This window comes from Terriglobus sp. YAF25 (genome assembly GCF_052113305.1).
In the GTDB taxonomy this organism is placed as follows: domain Bacteria; phylum Acidobacteriota; class Terriglobia; order Terriglobales; family Acidobacteriaceae; genus Terriglobus.
Genome location: NZ_JBFRCY010000042.1, coordinates 1 through 18,194 on the forward strand (window position 1 = coordinate 1; position 18,194 = coordinate 18,194).

Below are 18,194 nucleotides of genomic sequence, written 5' to 3' on the forward strand. Positions count from 1 at the left end.
GTTGCCCTTCAACCTGCTGCACAGCTATGCACGCCTCTGGAACCTGTCGCTCGATCGCGCCATGAGCCCGTGGTTCCTGCCCATCGATCGCATCGAGAGGTTTCTCAGCATCCTCTGTGTCGCCTACTTCTTCGTTCTGTTCAGCCACAAGATCTTCCGCGAAAAGGTCGGCGCCGACTCCGGCCGCCGCCTGCGCCTGCTCTTCTGGGGATCGCTCATCGGTCTTACCCCTTTTGGCGGCATGGTGATCTACACGCTCCTTACGGGTGAAGACGTCAGCGAAACCTTCCCGCAGTGGCTCAGCTTTGGCATCGTCCTCGTCCTGGCGATCTTTCCGCTCTCTCTCGCCTATGCCATGGTCGTACAGCGCGCCATGGATATTCGCCTGATCGTCCGCCAGGGCACCAGGTACGCCTTCGCGCGCTACACCCTCTTCGGTATCAGGGCTCTGCTCGGCGTTCTCTTCTCCTGGAGGCTTACGATCTTCTTCGCCGATCCGGAATCCCATCGCAGACCGGTCGACGTTGTCCTCATCTTCGTTCTTCTTGTCCTGTTCTTTGGCTTCCGCATGGTCCTCTCCGGAAGGCTGCAACAGGAGATCGACCGCCGTTTCTTCCGCGAAGCGTACTCCACCGAACAGGTACTGAGCGAGCTGTCAGAGCAGGCGCACAACTTCACCGAAACAGGTCCGCTGCTCAGCACCATCACCCAGCGCATCAGTGATACGCTGCACATTGAGCGCATGGCGGTCTTCCTCCGCGGCAGCGGCGATGTCTTTCGCCTGCAGACAGCCACGGGTGTGGATCTGACCTCACCTGTCCTATTACCGGCGCATTCGGCGACGGTCAACACACTCTCCCGCGAGAAGCGGCCTGCGGCGATGCGCATCGACGACAGTTCTCACTGGCTGCTTGAAGCCAGCGATACCGAGCGTGCCGCTCTCAGCGAGTTCCAGACCGAGCTTCTGGTGCCTCTGCCCGGTCGTGGACGCTTGATCGGTGTCATGGCTCTCGGTCCCAAGCGCAGCGAAGAGCCGTACTCCCGCATGGATCGCCGTCTGCTGGAGAGCGTCGCCTCGCAGACCGGCCTCGCTCTTGAAAACGCTGAGCTGCTCCAGTCTCTCGCGCACGAAGCTGCGCAACGCGAGCGTGTCACCCGCGACATCGAAATCGCACGCGAGGTGCAGGAGCGTCTCTTTCCGCAGAGCTATCCGGAGTTCGAGGGCGTCGACGTTGCTGGCTACTGCCGCCCGGCGCAGGAGATCGGCGGCGACTACTACGATGTGATGGAAGTGAAGCGCGCGAGCGACGATGGACCGCCGCAGCCGCGTTTGCTCGGCCTGGCCATCGGAGACGTCTCCGGCAAAGGCATCTCGGCTGCGTTGCTGATGGCAAGTCTCCGTGCCAGCCTGCGCGGTCTCACGCTGGTCGGTTCCTCCGATCTCGGCGAGCTGATGGGGCACGTCAACAAGCTGGTCTACGACGGCAGCACCGCCAACCGCTACGCCACCTTCTTCTATGCCGAGTACGATCCCGCAACCCGCCGCCTCTGCTACGCCAATGGCGGGCATAATCCGCCAGTAATCCTGCGCGGCGATCAGGTACTTGAGCTCGAAGTGACCGGCATGGTTGTTGGTATTACTGAAGACGCTGCCTACGAACAGCGCGATATCTATCTCGAACCCGGTGACATCCTTCTGCTCTTCACCGACGGCATCTCCGAAGCGATGGACGGAGACGACGAAGAATGGGGCGAGCGCCGCATGGTCGCCGCAACCCAACAGGAACGCGCCCGCGGAGCGCTCACCGCCGAAGGCCTGTTACGCGCGCTCTATCGCCGTGCCGACGAGTTCGTCAACGGCGCTCCGCAACATGACGATATGACTCTGGTGGTAATGAGAGTCAACTGATTGGTTGAATGGTGGAATAGTTGAATGGTTGAATAGTGCGGCCGAATGTGAAGAATCACGTACCGCGCCCATGCGGTACATCTTCAACTTTCAATTCTTCCCGCCCATGCCTTAACGCTTCAACTTTTAACTTTCAACTTTTAACTCTTCCTCGCTACTTCAGCATCATCACCAGAATCCGTCCATCCGAATGGAACTCTCCACCTGTCGCGGTCTTTCCACTGGAGAACGGATCATCCGGCAACACATAGGCGGCAGACGAAAACACGCCCGCGGCATCAAAGCTGTCGAGGATGAACTTCCGCTCGAGGTCGATATCAGGATCGATATGGTGGGTCACCTGTCCATTGCGCTTGTCTTTCTCGAAGCCGTTGTCATGCGTCGCCGATCCGACCCACAGTGGCACGCCGTTGATCGTCTTCCCGCTGTTCCACACACGGAGATGATGCCGCACGGCGACGACGCTGATCGCCTCCGCCCGCGCATACGACAGGTCTTGCGGCCGGTCGAAGAGGTACAGTGCGCTCATCGGCATCTCCAGGTAGGCCTCATGTGACAGCGTGGACATGATGCCGTGCACGATGGCGGCATCGACGGTCTGGTCTACCTGCACCCAGCCGGCTGCCTTGAAGGCCTGCTCCACCTGTCCGCGTGTGCCCACCAGGGCGAAGTTCACCATGTCGCCGACGTTGCCTTGCTGGTCGCTCACGCGGCGGGGTACCTCGGCGAAGGTATCAGGAGAGATCATCGAGGTGAGGTCCTGCATCGGCGCCGCTGCCAGGGCCTTCGGCGCGACTGCCTCCGGCTTGGGAAATTCCAGCTTGACGGTAAAGCTGCCCGAGGCCGAGATGCTGTCGGGAAGGTTAACTCCAAGGTAAAGATGACCGGTGGTGGGCGCGGTGACGGTGTCAGCTTCGCCGATGGGGAAGGGGATGGAGGCGCCCGCATCGCTCACTCGTCCGATCAGGGAGCCCACGGGCGCGGCGTTCATGGGAAAGCTGGCAAGCAGGTCACGCCATCCGCGGTCGACGCCCGCGGGACCCGACTTACGCCCATCCGCAAGCTGAAAGCTGCCCTTTGCACTCAGTTTCAGGTGTTCGCCCGCGGCCACAGTCACGCCGGTATCCAGCCATGTGGTGTTGGCGAGCGTAAAACTATAGGAGGATTTGCGTTGGGGAAGGGGCTGCGTCCCCTGCTTTGCTCGCATGCTGGGAATCGCAATGACGCGTTGCTGCGGCGTCTCCTGTTGTTGCGCCAGGACGGCGGTAGAGAGAGCGAGTGGCCATGCCAGATATGCGGGAAGCTTCACCATACGACTTTCGTTCCAGGGAGTAACGACTTTCGCCCTAGGTTGATAACACGGAATCAGGTACTCTGTTGCAAGTAGTCCACACGACTTAGACAGGCCAATGAAAGCAGACGTTGCACAGTTCTTTAAGCGAGTCGCCGCTGCGACCGCTCTGGCCGCCGCGACGCTTGGTTTCGGTGGTTGCCAGGGTGTCACCGGCAGCACCAGCACCTCGCAGGTCCGTTTCATTGATGCCTCCATCGATGCCGGCGGTCTGGATATGTATATGGGCAACACTGCCGTGGCATACAACCTCGGTTTCGGCACGACTACTTCCTACGTTCCGGCCACGCCGGCCACCTACGTCATTACCGCGAACACCGCCGGTACCAAGCAGGCCCTGGCCACTGCCCGTTCGACCCTTGCCAACAGCAAGCAGTACACCGTCCTGGTCGGCAACGTCGCCGCCAGCCTGAGTGCAACGGTGCTTACGGATCAGTCGCAGCCCGCTCCCTCGGGTCAGATCGCCATCCGCTTCCTCGACCAGTCCACGGCGATCGGCAATATCGATATCTACATGGTTCCGTCAGGGACGGCTGTCACTGCCGTCTCATCGTTGCAGAGCAACATCAGCTTCGGTACCAATACCGGCTATCTGAACATTCCGGTCGGCACCTACACGCTCTACATCGTCAGCAACGGAACGGCACTCACCACCACAACCACGACGCTGTATACCGGCGCAGCGACGGCTTATCCGCAGGGATCGGCCCGCACGATCGTGATCCTCGATCGCCAGCTCGTCACCACTCCCGCGCTGAACGTCATTGTGGCCAACGACTACGATTCGGCTACGGCGACCCAGTAACGCGGATGTCGCGCTGAAGAGCGAAAGATAAACTTCGGCTCTCAAGCTGCTAATCCCACAACAACTGGGTGCCCCATATCTCGGCTACGCCGAGATGTGGGTTTGCAGGATTTTGGTGACTCTCAACCCACATCTGGCGATAAAGCCGCCAGATATGGGGCACCCGAYTATTCTGGGTCTTTGAGACCCATCTATCTCCCAAACAGAAAGCCCCTCAATATTCGAGGGGCTTTTTCACCATTCAACTATTCAACGATTGAACCATTCAACGAACTTAGTACCGATAGTGCTCGGCCTTGAACGGGCCTTCCACCGGTACACCGATGTAGTCGGCCTGCTTCGGCGAGAGCGTCGTGAGCTTCACGCCGATCTTCTCCAGGTGCAGGCGGGCGACTTCTTCGTCCAGCTTCTTCGGCAGGACATACACGCCAACTTCGTAGGTGTCCTTGTTCTTCCAGAGGTCGAGCTGCGCCAGCGTCTGGTTGGAGAAACTGTTTGACATCACGAAGCTGGGGTGGCCGGTTGCGCAACCCAGGTTCACTAGGCGGCCCTCGGCGAGTACGAAGATCGAGCTGCCGGAGGGGAAGGTGTACTTGTCGACCTGCGGCTTGATGTTCAGCTTGGTGACGCCGGCAGCACCATTCAGGCGGTCCATCTGGATCTCGTTATCGAAGTGGCCGATGTTGCAAACGATGGCCTGATCCTTCATCTGCTCCATGTGCTCGAAGGTGATGATGTCCACGTTGCCGGTGCAGGTGACGTAGATATCGCCGCGGCCGAGGGTTTCCTCGAGGGTTGTGACCTCGAAGCCTTCCATTGCTGCCTGCAGCGCATTGATGGGATCGATCTCGGTGACGATCACGCGAGCGCCCATACCGCGCAGCGAATGCGCTGAGCCCTTGCCCACATCGCCATAGCCGCAGATCACGGCGACCTTGCCGGCCACCATCACGTCGGTGGCGCGCTTGATGCCGTCAGCCAGTGACTCGCGGCAGCCGTAGAGGTTGTCGAAYTTSSACTTGGTGACSGAGTCGTTSACGTTGATGGCCGGCACCAGCAGATTGCCCTGCTCCAGCATCTTGTACAGGCGGTGAACGCCAGTGGTGGTCTCCTCGGAGACGCCGCGCCACTCCTTGGCCACATCATGCCAGCGGTTCGGGCTCTGCGCCAGGACCTTCTTCAGCAGAGCCTTGATCACGCGCTCTTCTTCGCTGCCGCCCTCGGAGTCGACAAACGAGCGGTCACCGTTCTCCAGGTCATAGCCCTTGTGGATCAGCAGGGTCACATCGCCGCCGTCATCGACGACAAGCTGCGGTCCCAGGCTGCCGGGGAAGCTTAGCGCCTGGTCCGTGCACCACCAGTACTCTTCCAGCGTCTCGCCCTTCCAGGCAAAAACGGGTACGCCGGCAGCGGCAATGGCAGCGGCGGCGTGGTCCTGCGTGGAGAAGATGTTGCAGCTTGCCCAGCGCACATCGGCACCCAGCTCTACCAGCGTCTCGATCAGCACGGCGGTCTGGATGGTCATGTGCAGCGATCCGGTAACGCGCACGCCCTTCAGCGGCTTAGCCGGGGCATACTTCGCGCGGATCGACATCAGGCCGGGCATCTCCTGCTCGGCGATGGTGATCTCCTTGCGTCCCCAGTCGGCCAGCGAGATGTCGGCGACTTTGTAGGGCAGTGTCTGTTCCAGAGTGGCTGTGGACATAGGTACCTCTTAGAAAAATTGGGATAGAAAAATTCCCGCCTCAGAATAGCACCCAGATTGCACCACTTTTCGTGCAACCTGCGGGAACGGGGAATCCGTGCAGCGAGCGGTAAAACCACGCATTCAAGCGCCCTTATAGATTAGAGCCTTTCTCCTGTTGCTGGGTATCCCGTGAGAGTGTGCAGCGGCGTTTTCATCGAGGAAAACGCCCATAGATGCACACCCCCTGCACTACACCTACAGGAGAAATGCTCTGCCGCGCGCTGTACGGAGCGTGTTGCCGCCTTACAGGGCTGTGCTCTATCGAGCACAGTGCTGGTCTGGATCCTCGTGCTGATCGCTCATCCAGCGGTTCATCAGCGTCGCCGCGCACTGGGCGCCGCAGAGGTGCTTCACCGTCTTGTCATGGGAATGGCTAACATCGAAGCGGGAGAACTTGATGACCGGGATGGTGTCGTCGGGTGAGGAGCCAGGGATACAGTCAGCGAATGAGAGCCACCACAGATCGCGCTCTCCCTTCTTATTGCCGCAAACGTCACATTCGTAACTTTCCGTATAGGACATATGGGGGCAACGTATCACAGGCCCCCCACGAGGGAAACAGCCCCTGGAGCATTTCCCTGTCGGTGTAGTCCAGGGCACCTACATCCTATGGGCGTTTTCCGCAAWGAAARCGCCGCTGCGCACTTCTTACGGGATACCCAGCAACAGGGAAAATGCTCTAAATGGCGACTCCCGCGGCACGTCGGATATCGATCGGTTCCAGAATCGGGCTGGGATATCCTTTCCGCGCCACCGCCAGCATGGCATTGCCCACTTCGCGCGTCGTGGTGATCTGTTCTGGAAACAGCCGTGCCAGCAGCGGGACAATTGGACTGAAAAGAAGGTAGATCGCGTTATAGAGAGGGGTTTTGGTCTTGATGCCGTCCATCGGCCGGATCGCCCCGGGGCGGAACATGAAGGCATCGGCAAACGGCAGCCGCAGCAGGGCCTCCTCCAGCTCGCCCTTCACCCGCGCCCACATGGTGCGGCTGTTGATGTCTGTTCCGCGGCCGGAGACGTAGCAGAAGGTCGCTTGCGGGCTTTGTTTAGCTACCAGAGAGGCGATCTTCATCGTCAGGTCGTAGGTGATGTAACGGTAGTCCGCTTCAGACATACGAAATGACGAGACGCCCAACGGAAAGAAGACCGCGTCGAAGTTGGTGAGATCGTCGGTTACGGTAGGGATGTCGAAGAGGTTCGGCAGCAGAATCTCTTTGAGCTTCGGGTGCTTTTGCGGTAGCGGTGACCGCCCGACGGAGACAACCTCTGCTACATCGACAGCCCGCAAACACTCCAGCAGGATGCCCTGCCCCACCATTCCACTCGCTCCAAAGATCAACACCCGCATATCCAATAGATGTCGCCGGCCCGACAAAGTTCTGGTCAAAAAGTTGTCACTCTGAACGTTCTTAATAAATGTTGTCATCCTGAACGTAGTGAAGGACCTGTTTTTGTGGCGCTTCGGACGCCGAAAGCTCTTAATGATGTATGTCGCGAACTTGATAAACAGGACTGGACTATCGGCAATTTGTCCGGGAACGCCGAGGATGAAGCGCTGAAGGCCGAGGTCCCCGGCGAACCGGATGATTGAATGGTGTTGAGGAGTCGTCTCCATGCTGAAAGTCGCTGTTGCTCAAGCCGGTAGCATCCTCTTCGATACACCTCGCACTCTCGATCGCGTCGAATCGCTCTGCCGCAAGGCAGCCGCGCAAGGCGCACAATTGCTCGTGCTTCCCGAGGCGATRCTCGGCGGTTATCCCAAAGGTCTCACCTTCGGAGCCACCGTGGGCAATCGCACCGACGAGGGCCGCGAGCTCTTCCGCCGCTACATGGAAGCTGCGATCCGTTGTCCCGGGCCGGAGACCGTGCATCTCGAATCTCTCTCGCGTGAGCTCAATCTGCATATCGTCACCGGCGCAGTCGAACGCGACGGCAATACGCTCTACTGCATCTCGCTGGTCATCACACCGAACGGCGGCGTTGTGGCGAAACACCGAAAGCTTATGCCGACAGGCAGTGAACGGCTGATCTGGGGCTTCGGTGGAGGCGACACCATGCAGGTGGTTCAGACAGAGATCGGCCGCATCGGTATGGCGATCTGCTGGGAGAACTACATGCCGCTCTACCGGCAACACCTCTACAACCAGAGCGTGGAGCTATGGTGCGCACCGACTGTGGATGCGCGCGAGATGTGGCAGACCAGCATGAAACACATCGCCTATGAGGGCCGCTGTTTCGTACTTAGCGCCTGCCAGCAATTGGCTATCTCCGACTGGCCTGGAGATTTGCAGGGAATCGGCGGAGAGATCCACGGCCGAAGTCTTATCGTCTCCCCACGCGGCGAACTGCTCGCAGGGCCAATGGCAGAACCCGACCTCCTCTTCGCCGATCTCGATATGGACGAGATCCAGCGCGGCAAGTTCGATCTCGATGTCGCCGGTCACTACAGCCGTCCCGACATCTTCCGCTTCGAACCGCGTCTGGACTAGCCCATGCACCGGGTGCCCATGTCCCCTCAGGGACTCGGGTATTCGAGCGGATCTCGAACCGTCTTTTCGTTTGTCATTTCGGAGCGAAAGCAAGAAATCTGCTTCTCTACCCAACAACCCCACCCATGCCTTAACTTTTAACCTTTAACTCTTACCGGCTTTCCATCTCCAACAGCCGCTTCTTCCTCTCAACTCCCCAGTGATAACCAGTAAGCTTGCCATCACTCCCAATCACGCGATGGCAGGGAATCGCTACGGCTACCGGATTGGTCGCGCAGGCACGCGCTACCGCGCGTGTCGCTGTGGGCTGTCCCATCGACTTCGCCACCTCGGCATACGTGCGTGTCTCTCCGCGAGGAATCTCACGTAGCGCCTTCCACACACGCTGCTGAAAGACGGTTGCGCGCAGATCGAGCGGCAGGTCGAGCTCATGCGGAGCCGACCGTAGCTGCGCCAGTACAAAGCGAACGCCCTGTGTCAACAGTGGATCGTCTTCCGTCGGCTCAATCTCCGCATGGGGAAACCGGGCGCGAAGGTCGATCTCCAGCTGGTATGGCGAATCTCCAAAAGCGATGGAGCAGATGCCCTTGTCGGTTGCCGCCACCAGCACCCGGCCGAGAGAGCACTCGCTGGTGGTAAAGCGGATCGTTAGCCCATGAGCGCCTCGTCCAGCCTCACCCGGCGTCATACCCAGAGCCTCCGCTGCCTTATACATGCGGCTCGGCGAAGAGAAGCCTGCTTCATACGTTGCATCTGTGACCCGCCCCTGGGGCAGATGCTTGCGCAGGCGCTCCAGCTTCTTTGCAGCCGCGAACTCCTTCGGGGTTACCCCGAGGATGCGCTTGAAGTTCTTCTGCAGCGAGAAGGGGCTGGTTTTGGTCATCCGGGCGAGTTCGTCCAGTGTGACCGTCTCATCGCTGTGGGCGGCAAGATACGCCGCAGCGCGGCTCACCGGCTCGGCAAAGCGATCATGAGGACGTTCCGTCGGCCGGCAGCGCTTGCAGGCGCGGAAGCCCGCCGCCGCAGCCTCTGCAGTGGTGTCAAAGAAGCGGACCTGCGTGCGGTTAGGCCTGCGGCTGGGGCAGGACGGGCGGCAGAAGATTCCGGTCGACTGCACGCCGTAGACAAAGCCGGCGGCAGCATCGCGGTCGAGCACCTGCTTCCAGCGGGTGTCTTCGATCACGGTTGGAATCGCGGCCGGGATGGAGGGGCGAAGTGCCATAGCAAGGTTCATGTCAGTATCCTGCAACGGTTAGCCAGATGGCCACATCCCGGTTCTTGCCGGCAAAGTCTCGGACATTCCCTGGCATCTAATCGCGCAATATGAGCCGCAGAGTTGTTCTCACCGTACTGTTGTGGTGTGCCGTACTTCCCGTCGGGGCGCAACGGGAAGAGACGGTGCGTGTCGATGCCCATGCCGAGGCCAAGCCCTTTCCTCACTTCTGGGAAGAGATGTTCGGCTCCGGCCGCGCGATTCTTTCGCTTCGCCAGAGCTACCGTGACGATCTCGCCGCCGTCCACGCTGCGACCGGGGTGAAGTACATCCGCTTCCATGCCATCCTGCACGACGAACTGGGCGTCTACGACGAGGACAGGCAGGGCAATCCGGTCTATAACTTCAACTACATTGACCAGGTCTACGACGGCCTGCGCGCCGCGGGGGTTCGTCCCGTGGTCGAGCTTAGCTTCATGCCGAAGAAGCTGGCCTTCAACCCTGACGCACTGCATCCCTTCTGGTACAAGCAGAACGTCTCTCCGCCCAAAGACATCAAGCTCTGGAACGACCTGATGACGGCGCTCGCCCGGCATCTTGTAGAGCGTTACGGCATTGACGAGGTGGCGCAGTGGTACTTCGAGGTGTGGAACGAGCCGAACATCGACTTCTGGGGTGGCGTTCCCCGTGGCGAGACCTACTTCGGTCTTTACGCCAACACCGCCCGGTCTCTGAAAGCCGTCAATTCACGCCTTCGTGTCGGCGGCCCGGCCACTGCCGCCGCTGCCTGGATTCCCGGGTTCCTCGCCTTCTGTGCCCGGAATCACGTTCCGGTGGATTTCGTCTCGACCCACGGCTACGCCGACGAGCCCGTGAAACGCCTGCTGGGCACCGATGAGGTGATCGCGCCGGAAGACCGCGTCGCTGCCGTTGTCGCAAAAGTGCGACGTCAGATCGATTCCTCACCGACGCCGCATCTTCCCTTGCTCTGGACCGAATGGAACGTCTATCCCGCTCACGATGCCCGCGAAACGCCATATGTAGGCCCGGCGCTGGCGAACACCATCCGCGAGAGCGATGGCAATGTCGACTATCTTTCCTTCTGGACCTTCTCAGAGGTCTTCGAAGAGGGAGGCCCGGCACGCGCTCCCTTTACGCAGTTCGGCATCCGCGCGATGGGCGGGATTAACAAACCCGCTTTCTATGACTTTGCTCTGCTGCATAAGCTCGGTGAGCAGCGCATCGCCAACCCATCGAAGAACGCCATYGTGACTCGGCTCGCGGAYGGACGGCTGGCCATCGCTCTGTGGAATCTGRTCGATCCCGAAGCGCAACCACAAAATAGCACCATTACGCTGCAGCTTCAGAATGTCAGCGCAAACGCCGAGGTCCGCATCCAGCGTGTCGATGAGACGCATAGCAACGTACGAGATCAAACGCGCCTGTTTTCACCCTAACCACAACGAGAGGGAAGCATGGCTTCAGCCGCCGCCGCGGTGGATCAATCCAGCGCCGTTACCCAGGGTGTAAACCCGTGGCTCATTGCTGCGTCGGTGATGCTGGCCACCTTTATGGAGGTTTTGGACACCTCCATCGCCGCCGTCGCGCTGCCATACATCGCAGGCTCGCTCTCGGCTTCGAACGATGAAGCAACCTGGGTGCTGACCAGCTACCTGGTCTCGAATGCGATCGTCCTGCCGGCTTCGAATTGGTGCAGCCTGCGCTTCGGTCGCAAGCGGTTTCTTATCTCCTGTGTGATCATCTTCACCATTGCCAGCTTCTTCTGTGGAGCAGCCCCGAGTCTTGCGCTCATGCTTCTGGCTCGTGTGATCCAGGGCGCCGGCGGAGGAGCGCTGCAGCCCTTGTCACAGGCCATTCTGCTCGAGTCATTCCCGCCGGCCAAACGAGGCGCGGCGATGGCCGTCTTTGCGCTCGGTGTGGTCGTCGCTCCCGTTATCGGCCCTACGCTTGGCGGCTGGCTAACCGATACCTACTCCTGGCGATACGCCTTCTACATCAACATCCCGGTCGGCCTTCTGGCTGTCTTCATGATTGGCCGTTTCGTGAAGGACCCCCCTTATATCGCCAAAGCGAAGGTGCCGGCATTCGACATGATTGGCTTCGGCACTCTCTGCGTCTGGACCGGCTGCCTGCAGATCATCCTCGATAAGGGGCAGGAAGATGATTGGTTCGGAGCTACCTGGATTCGCTGGGCTGCGACGTTCCTGGTGGTCTCGCTGATCTGGTTCATCATCCATTCGTGGCGATCGCGTGATCCACTGGTCTGTCTGCAGATCCTGAAGAATCGTAACTTCGGTGTGGGCTGCCTGCTGATTCTGCTCTTCGGCATGGCTATCTACTCGACGGTGACGGTCCTTCCGCTCTTCTACCAGGAGTTGCTCGGTTACACAGCCTTCACCGCCGGCCTGGTGGTGGCTCCTCGCGGACTAGGCGCGATCTTTGGCTCGGTTCTGGTGGGCCAGGTCTCGGCGAAGATTGACAACCGCATTCTGCTTGCGCTCGGCTTCCTTGTCTTCGGGCTTACGACGCTTTATTTCGGCAACATCACGCTGGATATCTCGCCGACGACCCTCTTCTGGCCCATCGTGATCACCGGTGTGGCTCTGGCCTTCGTTTTTGTGCCCATCAGTACCATGGCCTACGGTACTTTGCGCAACGACCAGATCGGCAATGCCTCTGGCCTTTTCAACCTGATGCGCAACGTTGGCGGCTCCATTGGAATTTCGATCGCGCAGACCCTGCTGGTACGCCGGGCCGCACTTCATCAGAACGAGATCACGAACTCCGTGCCCATCACTGGTGCCGCCTTCCAGCAGGCCGTGCAGACGACGCGGCTGTACCTGGCGGGCTCTTTTCTCGGCCCGGCCAATGCCGCCGCCGGAGCGAACGCCAATCTCTATCAACAACTTATCCGGCAGTCGTTGTACTGGGCATTCGTTGATGTCTTCCGTCTATTAGCGCTGCTATGTCTGGCGTCTGTGGCCATCGTCTGGGCCTTCCAGAAGGTCAAAGGAAAAGGCCCGCCGGCGGGCGCACACTGAGGTGAACGCTCGCAACGCGAGAGTGGGTTAGGAATACCCAAATCCCACAAAAACGAATTAACGCAAACCGAATTTCTCGATAGGTCCTAAAATGTTGGCCGATGACTCCCGCTGACTTTCGCAGGATCGCACTCTCACTTCCCGGCGCCGAAGAGGGTTCGCACATGGGTGCGGCCGATTTTCGCGTCGGTGGACGTATTTTTGCGACACTCGCCGCCGAGGCCAAAGGCTATGGCAACCTGATGCTCGATCCAGAGACACAGCAGCCCTTGGTGGAAGAGCTGCCGGAGATCTTCCTGCCCGTCCCTGGCGGCTGGGGACGCAACGGAGCCACCCACATGGTGCTGGCAGCAGCCAGCGAAGACCAGGTCCGTGGGGCGCTTATGACGGCACACCGCCTGCGTGTCGCGAAGAATGCAAAGACCGCCAGACCAGCCAGGGCGATCAAGACGGCGATGGTGGTGAAATCGCGGCCGGCGAAATCCACATCGACCAAGGCTGTGAAGCAGGTAAGAGCGAAAGCCCCCAAGGCTTGATCGAGAATTAACTTGCTCGCGGCGGTAGGGCGAGAGCACTCTTCCCGCATGGCAAAGCTACCTTTCGTACACCTTGAACTGACGACGCCGGATCTGGCCGCAGCAAAGGCCTTCTACGGCGAGTTATGCGGATGGACCTACCAGGATCACCAGATGCCCGTAGGGGTTTACTCCATCTTCCAGACCGACTCCGGCCCGGGTGGCGGCATGTTCACGATGCCGGGAGCTCCCACCCAGTGGACTCCGTACGTCGGCGTTGAGAATCTGAAAGAGTCGACCGATCAAGCCGTCTCTCTCGGTGCGAAGCTCCTGCATGGCGATACGGTGGAAGGGATGGGGGCCTTCTCGATCCTGCTTGATCCCACTGGCGCGATGTTTGCCCTCTGGGAGCCGAAAAAGGCCTAGAGCATTTTTCCTGTAGGTGTCGTGTAGGGCTTGTGCATCTATGGGCGTTTTCCTCAATGAAAACGCCGCTGCACGCTGCTCCCGGGATACCCAGCAACAGGGAAAATGCTCTAAGTTATTCGTCGTCGAGCGAGACCTTTGCCTCTCCATCGCGGAGCGAGGTGGCCATGAACTGTGGCCGCCTGCGTGTTTTCTTTTTCGTGGGGGCGGGTGTAGCAGGCTTCGGGTCAAGGCGGTAGACGATAAGCAGATTGCGCTCCGGGTCGTCGAGTGCTGGATATTCGGCGACCCGCGTCAGCTTATACAGCGGCGCCAGGGCATCCATTTTGTCGTCTTCCACCAGGTTCCAGGTGATGAACCATCCGGGCTTGTAGGCGGCGACTCGCTGGTCCAAAGCCATGGTGCCGAAGTCGTCACAAATGGCCGGCAGTCCGGTCATCAGAGCCAGGTTCGATCCGGAGATGGAGAGGACCAGGTGATTGCCGCGCGGGTCCGCATCGATGAGGGAGCGGATCTGGCGGGCCGCATTCAGGTAGGTGTACTCCGGATTGCGTACGTAGTGGACGGTCTCTGCCGCGTGCAGCACTGCGACGATTGTTAATGCCGCAAGCCGCCTACCCATAGCAGAAGCGAGACATAGAGCGGGTTGCGCCAGGCCCTCCGATGGGTTAAAACGACCGCCCCAAGCGCGATGGCAACCAGGGAGTAGGAGGCTCGTCCCATCCACATGCCATCGCGGAAGGTATTGGCGATCACCTTCCATAAAGGCTCTTTGCCGAAGCTGGTGTACGAATTTGCGCTGAACAGGTAGCGGTAGTCAGCCAGGTAATGCGGCCGGACGAAGAGCAGGAAGTATCCGCCCCAGATCGCGGCGGCAATCACGCCTGCCGGCAGGGCAAACCGCAGTGCCGCTCGCCAGTTGTATTCAGACTGCGCGAAGACCATCCAGAAGATGGCGGGTAGCAGAAAGACCGCCGTCGTCTTAGTCAGCACCATGAGGGGCAGAATGATGCCAAGAGCAATCACCGGCAGCCATCTCGCGCGTCCGGTCGCTGCCGGTTGCAGAAAGGATCCTGCGTATAAGCCGAGCAGGGTCAGCAAGATGAGCAATGGCTCCAGGATGGCGAGCCGGGTGAATGCGTAGATGAACGGGCTTACGGCCAATAACAAAACCGCTACGGCAGGCACCAGCGAGCCCTGGCGCATGCGGCGAAGCAGCAGATAGGTCACGAGCAGAATGCCGCCGAAGACCCCGATGGCCAGGCCGCGTGCCGTGGCCAGGCTGACGCCGAAGATGGAGAACACGATGGCTTCCAGGAGCGGCCAGACGGGGAGCGCGACGGCAGGATTGAAGTCGCCTGAGACGTACCAGTTGCCCCGCAGAAAGTAGCGGATAGCGGCATCGCCGTACCAGCCTTCGTCCGTGTACTTGGCCCAATCCATCCAAGGGGAGTGATTGGGGAAGTCAGCAGTCAGGTGTACGGCGTGCAACGCGAAGAACATTGCCGCGACTGCCAGCAGGGTTCCACGAAGAACACGGTAATTTCCGTTCACATATCGGATTTTAACGGATCATCCCGGCAGTCCACACAGCGGTTTCCAGAAGTGCAGTCCTGGCGTCGGCTTTTTGGCGTTATGTGCCGCAACCAGCACTGCCCGATTTTGCAACAGCGCACCGATATTCCTGCTCACCGCCGATAAGCCGGGAAGGAGCGGAACGATGGCTGAGCGGCAGTGGAATCGTATTTTTAGAAAGCACACAGGAAACGTAGTTCTCCACCTTGCACTTGGCGCATCGATCGCTCTGTATGGGTGCGGCAGTAGTCCGTCGGGTACGTCCATTTCGGGCTCATCTTCAGGATCCGGTTCGACCTCCGGGACTTCGACATCCGGCTCCGGATCACCGGGTGTGCCACTATTGACGCTGAGCGGGACACAGCTCGCCTTTCCTGACACTTCAGTAGGCGTCACCAGCGCCGCACAGAACATTACGCTCAGCAACACCGGCACCGCCGCAGCAACCGTACAGAGCGTCAACGTCAGCGGCAGCTTTCACTCGGATACTTCTCTCTGTCTTGGCACACTTGCTGCCAATGAAAAGTGCACGCTGGCGGTGCAGTTTACGCCGGATCAGTCCGGTACTTTGACCGGAGGCATCACCTTCGCCACCAGCACCGGCTCGCTGATTGTTACCGCCTCCGGCAAGGGCATTTCGCAGACACTGACCATCAGCACCGCTGCGACCTCTCTTCGCGAAGGAGAGAGCACGCAGCTTACGGCACAGCTCAACGGCACCTCGACAACACAGCTTGTCACATGGCGTACTGATTCAGGCTCGGTCACGACGGACGGAGTTTATACCGCCGGCAGCAACATTGCCGCGAGCACCACCGCGCATATCACTGTATCTCTGATCGCTACTCCCTCCGTCACCGCGACACTGGCTCTCCCCATAGGTCGCGCGCTGCCAATACTTACCGGTAGCACGCCCTCGCAGATCGATGCCGGGGCCACCACCACACTTACGATTACCGGGACCCACCTCTCGAATCTTTCGCAGTTGACCATCAACGGCAAGTCGCAGACCTTTACCAAGATCAGCGATACACAGATCTCCGTGCAGGCCGCCATGCAGGCATGGGACTCGGGAACGCTGGCCATCAAGGGAAGCATGAGCGGCTCCGACGGTGGAAGCACCGGCACACTCCAGCTCTCAGTCAAAGGACTACCGGTCTCCTACGATRCCGCCGTGCGTTTCCTGCAGCAGGCTGCCTACGGAGCGACGCCGGCCGCTGTGCAACAGGTACAGCAGATGGGCATGAGTAGTTGGATCGATCAGCAACTGAAGAATCCGGCTTATGACTACACCAGCATTGCCGGGCTCTCGTACGGACAGTACTATCGCAATACCCAGTCGCTACAGTACTCACTGCGTCAGCGTGTCTCATCCGCGCTCTCACATGTCTATGTCGCCAGTGGCAGCAGCGCCTGTGTCTCCACGGATTGCGGACCTTACTGGGAAGCACTGCTGGAGAACGATGCCTTTGGCAATGCGCACACGCTTCTGAAAGATGTTGCGGTTAACCCCTTGATGGGCTCGTATCTCGACAATGCCAATAATGCCGCTTACAACGGCATCGTGCCCAACCAGAACTTCGCTCGCGAGTTCATGCAGCTGATGACGATTGGAACCGTGCAGCTCAACCAGGATGGAACAGCCGTTCTCGATGCGAATGGACAGCCAGTACCGACCTACACGCAGTCGAACATCGCGGACATGGCAAATGCACTGAGTGGATGGAAATACGCCCGTGCGGGAGAGCTTCTCCCCCAGGTACAGGTCCCTATGACCATGGCGGAAGGATGGCACAACCAGAGCGCCAAGAATATTTTGCCCGGTATCACACTGCCGGCGGGGCAAAAAGGGGAGGTCGATCTCGATGCGGTCGTCGATACGCTCTTCAATCATCCGAACTACGGTCCATTTCTCTCGCGTCGTTTGATTCAGCATCTGGTAACCAGCAATCCTTCGCCTGCATACATCACTCGCGTCGCTGCGGTCTTCGCGGATGATGGCAACGGCGTCCGTGGCAATCTTGGTGCGGTGGTTAAGGCAATCCTGCTCGATAAAGAAGCCCGCAAAGGCGATGACGCCGCACAGGCCGACCCCGCCACGGGACACTTCATGGATCCCGCTCTCTACCTGGCGAATGTTATGAACTCAGTGCAGGGCGTCTATACGGACGACCAGGTGCGCAAGGTCGACGCCGCCATGGGACAACCCCTCTACAGTCCGTCCTCGGTCTTCAGCTATTACAGCCCCGATCACATGCTTCCCAATGGGACCTATGCTCCTGAAGCGCAATTGCTTACCAGTGCGAACGGTGTCACCAAGCTTGGCCTGATCTACAGTATCTTCACCAACAAGCAACCGGGCTTCCAGGTCGATTGGAGAACATCACCGTTCTCTAACTGCACCTCCACGGATGATTTTCTTTCGCGCGTCAATCACATCCTGTATCACGGCCAGATGCCCGATAGCGTTCGCACAACACTGACCAATTACATCGCCGCTAACACCGGATCATCGATTAATTCCATGCTCCCCGACCTGATGTTTATGGCGGTTTCAAGCGCGGCATACCAGACCATTCAATAGGTAAAGTACACAACACAAGTTAGAGGACAAACGATGAATCGGCGTGAATTTCTTAAACACACTTCAAAATTTGCACTGGGAGCGAGTGCAGCACCGCTCATTCCGCGGTTGATCTCAGCACCTCTTCTGGCGCAGGCTACCAGCAGCAACAGCGGCTACCGAGCGATCGTCTGTGTGTATCTCGATGGCGGCAACGATGGAAATAACACTGTCATTCCTGCCGACTCGTACTATTCGCAGTACGCCACCGGTAGAGGCGCACTGGCTCTCGATCGAACCAGCCTTGCCAGCCTGCAGGCTACCAGTGGTGGACGTCTGTTCGGTCTGCATCCCAGCCTGAAGAATGTAGCCTCACTCTACAACCAGGGTCACGCTACATGGCTATGCAATGCGGGTCCATTGACTACGCCCTATAAGAAGGGACAGACCACGGGCAAAATCCCGCTCAACTTGTTCTCGCACACCGCACAGGCCGCCGAGTGGCAGTCCGCGCTTACACAGGCTGACAGTAGCAATGG

General features: G+C 59.3%; 15 protein-coding genes and 1 pseudogene. 9 read left to right on the forward strand and 7 right to left on the reverse strand.

Translation table 11 applies throughout. The annotated features are described in order from the left end of the window. Positions 1 to 1,909: SpoIIE family protein phosphatase (locus AB4043_RS02815; RefSeq protein ID WP_442306463.1), on the forward strand; the 1,909-nt coding region annotated here is incomplete at its 5' end. A gap of 154 nt (positions 1,910 to 2,063) precedes the next feature. Here the strand turns inward: AB4043_RS02815 and AB4043_RS02820 are convergent. Continuing rightward, the gene (locus AB4043_RS02820; protein ID WP_442301917.1) at positions 2,064 to 3,221 is read right to left on the reverse strand and encodes an LssY C-terminal domain-containing protein; all 1,158 of its coding nucleotides are present in this window, start codon (positions 3,219 to 3,221) and stop codon (positions 2,064 to 2,066) included. A gap of 97 nt (positions 3,222 to 3,318) precedes the next feature. On the opposite strand from AB4043_RS02820, the gene AB4043_RS02825 reads away from it, so the two are divergent. Next, a complete protein-coding gene (locus AB4043_RS02825) occupies positions 3,319 to 4,065 on the forward strand; it encodes a DUF4397 domain-containing protein (RefSeq protein ID WP_442301918.1) in 747 nt (248 codons plus the stop codon). Between the two features lie 274 nt (positions 4,066 to 4,339). On the opposite strand, the gene ahcY is transcribed toward AB4043_RS02825, so the two are convergent. From ahcY to AB4043_RS02840, 3 genes are all read right to left on the reverse strand, one after another. Next, positions 4,340 to 5,770 (reverse strand): adenosylhomocysteinase, encoded by a 1,431-nt coding sequence (gene ahcY, locus AB4043_RS02830; protein WP_442306464.1) that lies wholly within the window; start codon positions 5,768 to 5,770, stop codon positions 4,340 to 4,342. Positions 5,771 to 6,070: 300 nt separating this feature from the next. Beyond that, positions 6,071 to 6,334, reverse strand: a complete 264-nt coding sequence (locus AB4043_RS02835; RefSeq protein ID WP_442301920.1) for a hypothetical protein — start codon at positions 6,332 to 6,334, stop codon at positions 6,071 to 6,073. A 157-nt stretch (positions 6,335 to 6,491) separates the two neighbouring features. After that, the gene (locus AB4043_RS02840; RefSeq protein WP_442301921.1) at positions 6,492 to 7,160 is read right to left on the reverse strand and encodes an epimerase; all 669 of its coding nucleotides are present in this window, start codon (positions 7,158 to 7,160) and stop codon (positions 6,492 to 6,494) included. A gap of 265 nt (positions 7,161 to 7,425) precedes the next feature. Between AB4043_RS02840 and AB4043_RS02845 the strand changes: the two genes are divergently transcribed. Then, positions 7,426 to 8,301, forward strand: a complete 876-nt coding sequence (locus tag AB4043_RS02845; protein ID WP_442306465.1) for a carbon-nitrogen hydrolase family protein — start codon at positions 7,426 to 7,428, stop codon at positions 8,299 to 8,301. Between the two features lie 151 nt (positions 8,302 to 8,452). On the opposite strand, the gene ada is transcribed toward AB4043_RS02845, so the two are convergent. Continuing rightward, positions 8,453 to 9,535, reverse strand: a complete 1,083-nt coding sequence (gene ada, locus AB4043_RS02850) for a bifunctional DNA-binding transcriptional regulator/O6-methylguanine-DNA methyltransferase Ada (protein WP_442301923.1) — start codon at positions 9,533 to 9,535, stop codon at positions 8,453 to 8,455. 89 nt (positions 9,536 to 9,624) lie between these two features. Between ada and AB4043_RS02855 the strand changes: the two genes are divergently transcribed. The 4 genes from AB4043_RS02855 (at position 9,625) to AB4043_RS02870 (ending at position 13,517) form a co-directional block, all read left to right on the forward strand. Beyond that, a complete protein-coding gene (locus tag AB4043_RS02855) occupies positions 9,625 to 10,971 on the forward strand; it encodes a GH39 family glycosyl hydrolase (RefSeq protein ID WP_442306466.1) in 1,347 nt (448 codons plus the stop codon). Between the two features lie 18 nt (positions 10,972 to 10,989). Then, positions 10,990 to 12,576: a DHA2 family efflux MFS transporter permease subunit gene (locus AB4043_RS02860; RefSeq protein WP_442301925.1), complete on the forward strand. Its 1,587-nt coding sequence runs from the start codon at positions 10,990 to 10,992 to the stop codon at positions 12,574 to 12,576. A gap of 101 nt (positions 12,577 to 12,677) precedes the next feature. Beyond that, on the forward strand, positions 12,678 to 13,112 hold the full coding sequence (locus AB4043_RS02865) for an MmcQ/YjbR family DNA-binding protein (protein WP_442301926.1): 435 nt from the start codon (positions 12,678 to 12,680) through the stop codon (positions 13,110 to 13,112). Positions 13,113 to 13,160: 48 nt separating this feature from the next. Then, on the forward strand, positions 13,161 to 13,517 hold the full coding sequence (locus tag AB4043_RS02870) for a VOC family protein (protein ID WP_442301927.1): 357 nt from the start codon (positions 13,161 to 13,163) through the stop codon (positions 13,515 to 13,517). A 115-nt stretch (positions 13,518 to 13,632) separates the two neighbouring features. Here AB4043_RS02870 and AB4043_RS02875 read toward each other — a convergent pair whose 3' ends face one another. Both AB4043_RS02875 and AB4043_RS02880 read right to left on the reverse strand, forming a co-directional pair. Continuing rightward, the gene (locus AB4043_RS02875) at positions 13,633 to 14,103 is read right to left on the reverse strand and encodes a hypothetical protein (RefSeq protein ID WP_442306467.1); all 471 of its coding nucleotides are present in this window, start codon (positions 14,101 to 14,103) and stop codon (positions 13,633 to 13,635) included. A gap of 11 nt (positions 14,104 to 14,114) precedes the next feature. Beyond that, a complete protein-coding gene (locus AB4043_RS02880; RefSeq protein ID WP_442306468.1) occupies positions 14,115 to 15,071 on the reverse strand; it encodes a phospholipid carrier-dependent glycosyltransferase in 957 nt (318 codons plus the stop codon). A 355-nt stretch (positions 15,072 to 15,426) separates the two neighbouring features. On the opposite strand from AB4043_RS02880, the gene AB4043_RS02885 reads away from it, so the two are divergent. Together AB4043_RS02885 and AB4043_RS02890 are read left to right on the forward strand one after the other, a co-directional pair. Beyond that, on the forward strand, positions 15,427 to 17,676 hold the full coding sequence (locus AB4043_RS02885; RefSeq protein WP_442306469.1) for a DUF1800 family protein: 2,250 nt from the start codon (positions 15,427 to 15,429) through the stop codon (positions 17,674 to 17,676). Between the two features lie 33 nt (positions 17,677 to 17,709). Continuing rightward, positions 17,710 to 18,194: pseudogene (locus AB4043_RS02890) on the forward strand (DUF1501 domain-containing protein); the annotation flags it as partial.

Coding starts and splice junctions, on each gene's coding strand:
- AB4043_RS02820 (WP_442301917.1), bottom strand. CDS start 3,221: ATGGTGAAGCTTCCCGCATATCTGGCATGGCCACTCGCTCTCTCTACC.
- AB4043_RS02825 (WP_442301918.1), top strand. CDS start 3,319: ATGAAAGCAGACGTTGCACAGTTCTTTAAGCGAGTCGCCGCTGCGACC.
- AB4043_RS02835 (WP_442301920.1), bottom strand. CDS start 6,334: ATGTCCTATACGGAAAGTTACGAATGTGACGTTTGCGGCAATAAGAAG.
- AB4043_RS02840 (WP_442301921.1), bottom strand. CDS start 7,160: ATGCGGGTGTTGATCTTTGGAGCGAGTGGAATGGTGGGGCAGGGCATC.
- ada (WP_442301923.1), bottom strand. CDS start 9,535: ATGAACCTTGCTATGGCACTTCGCCCCTCCATCCCGGCCGCGATTCCA.
- AB4043_RS02860 (WP_442301925.1), top strand. CDS start 10,990: ATGGCTTCAGCCGCCGCCGCGGTGGATCAATCCAGCGCCGTTACCCAG.
- AB4043_RS02865 (WP_442301926.1), top strand. CDS start 12,678: ATGACTCCCGCTGACTTTCGCAGGATCGCACTCTCACTTCCCGGCGCC.
- AB4043_RS02870 (WP_442301927.1), top strand. CDS start 13,161: ATGGCAAAGCTACCTTTCGTACACCTTGAACTGACGACGCCGGATCTG.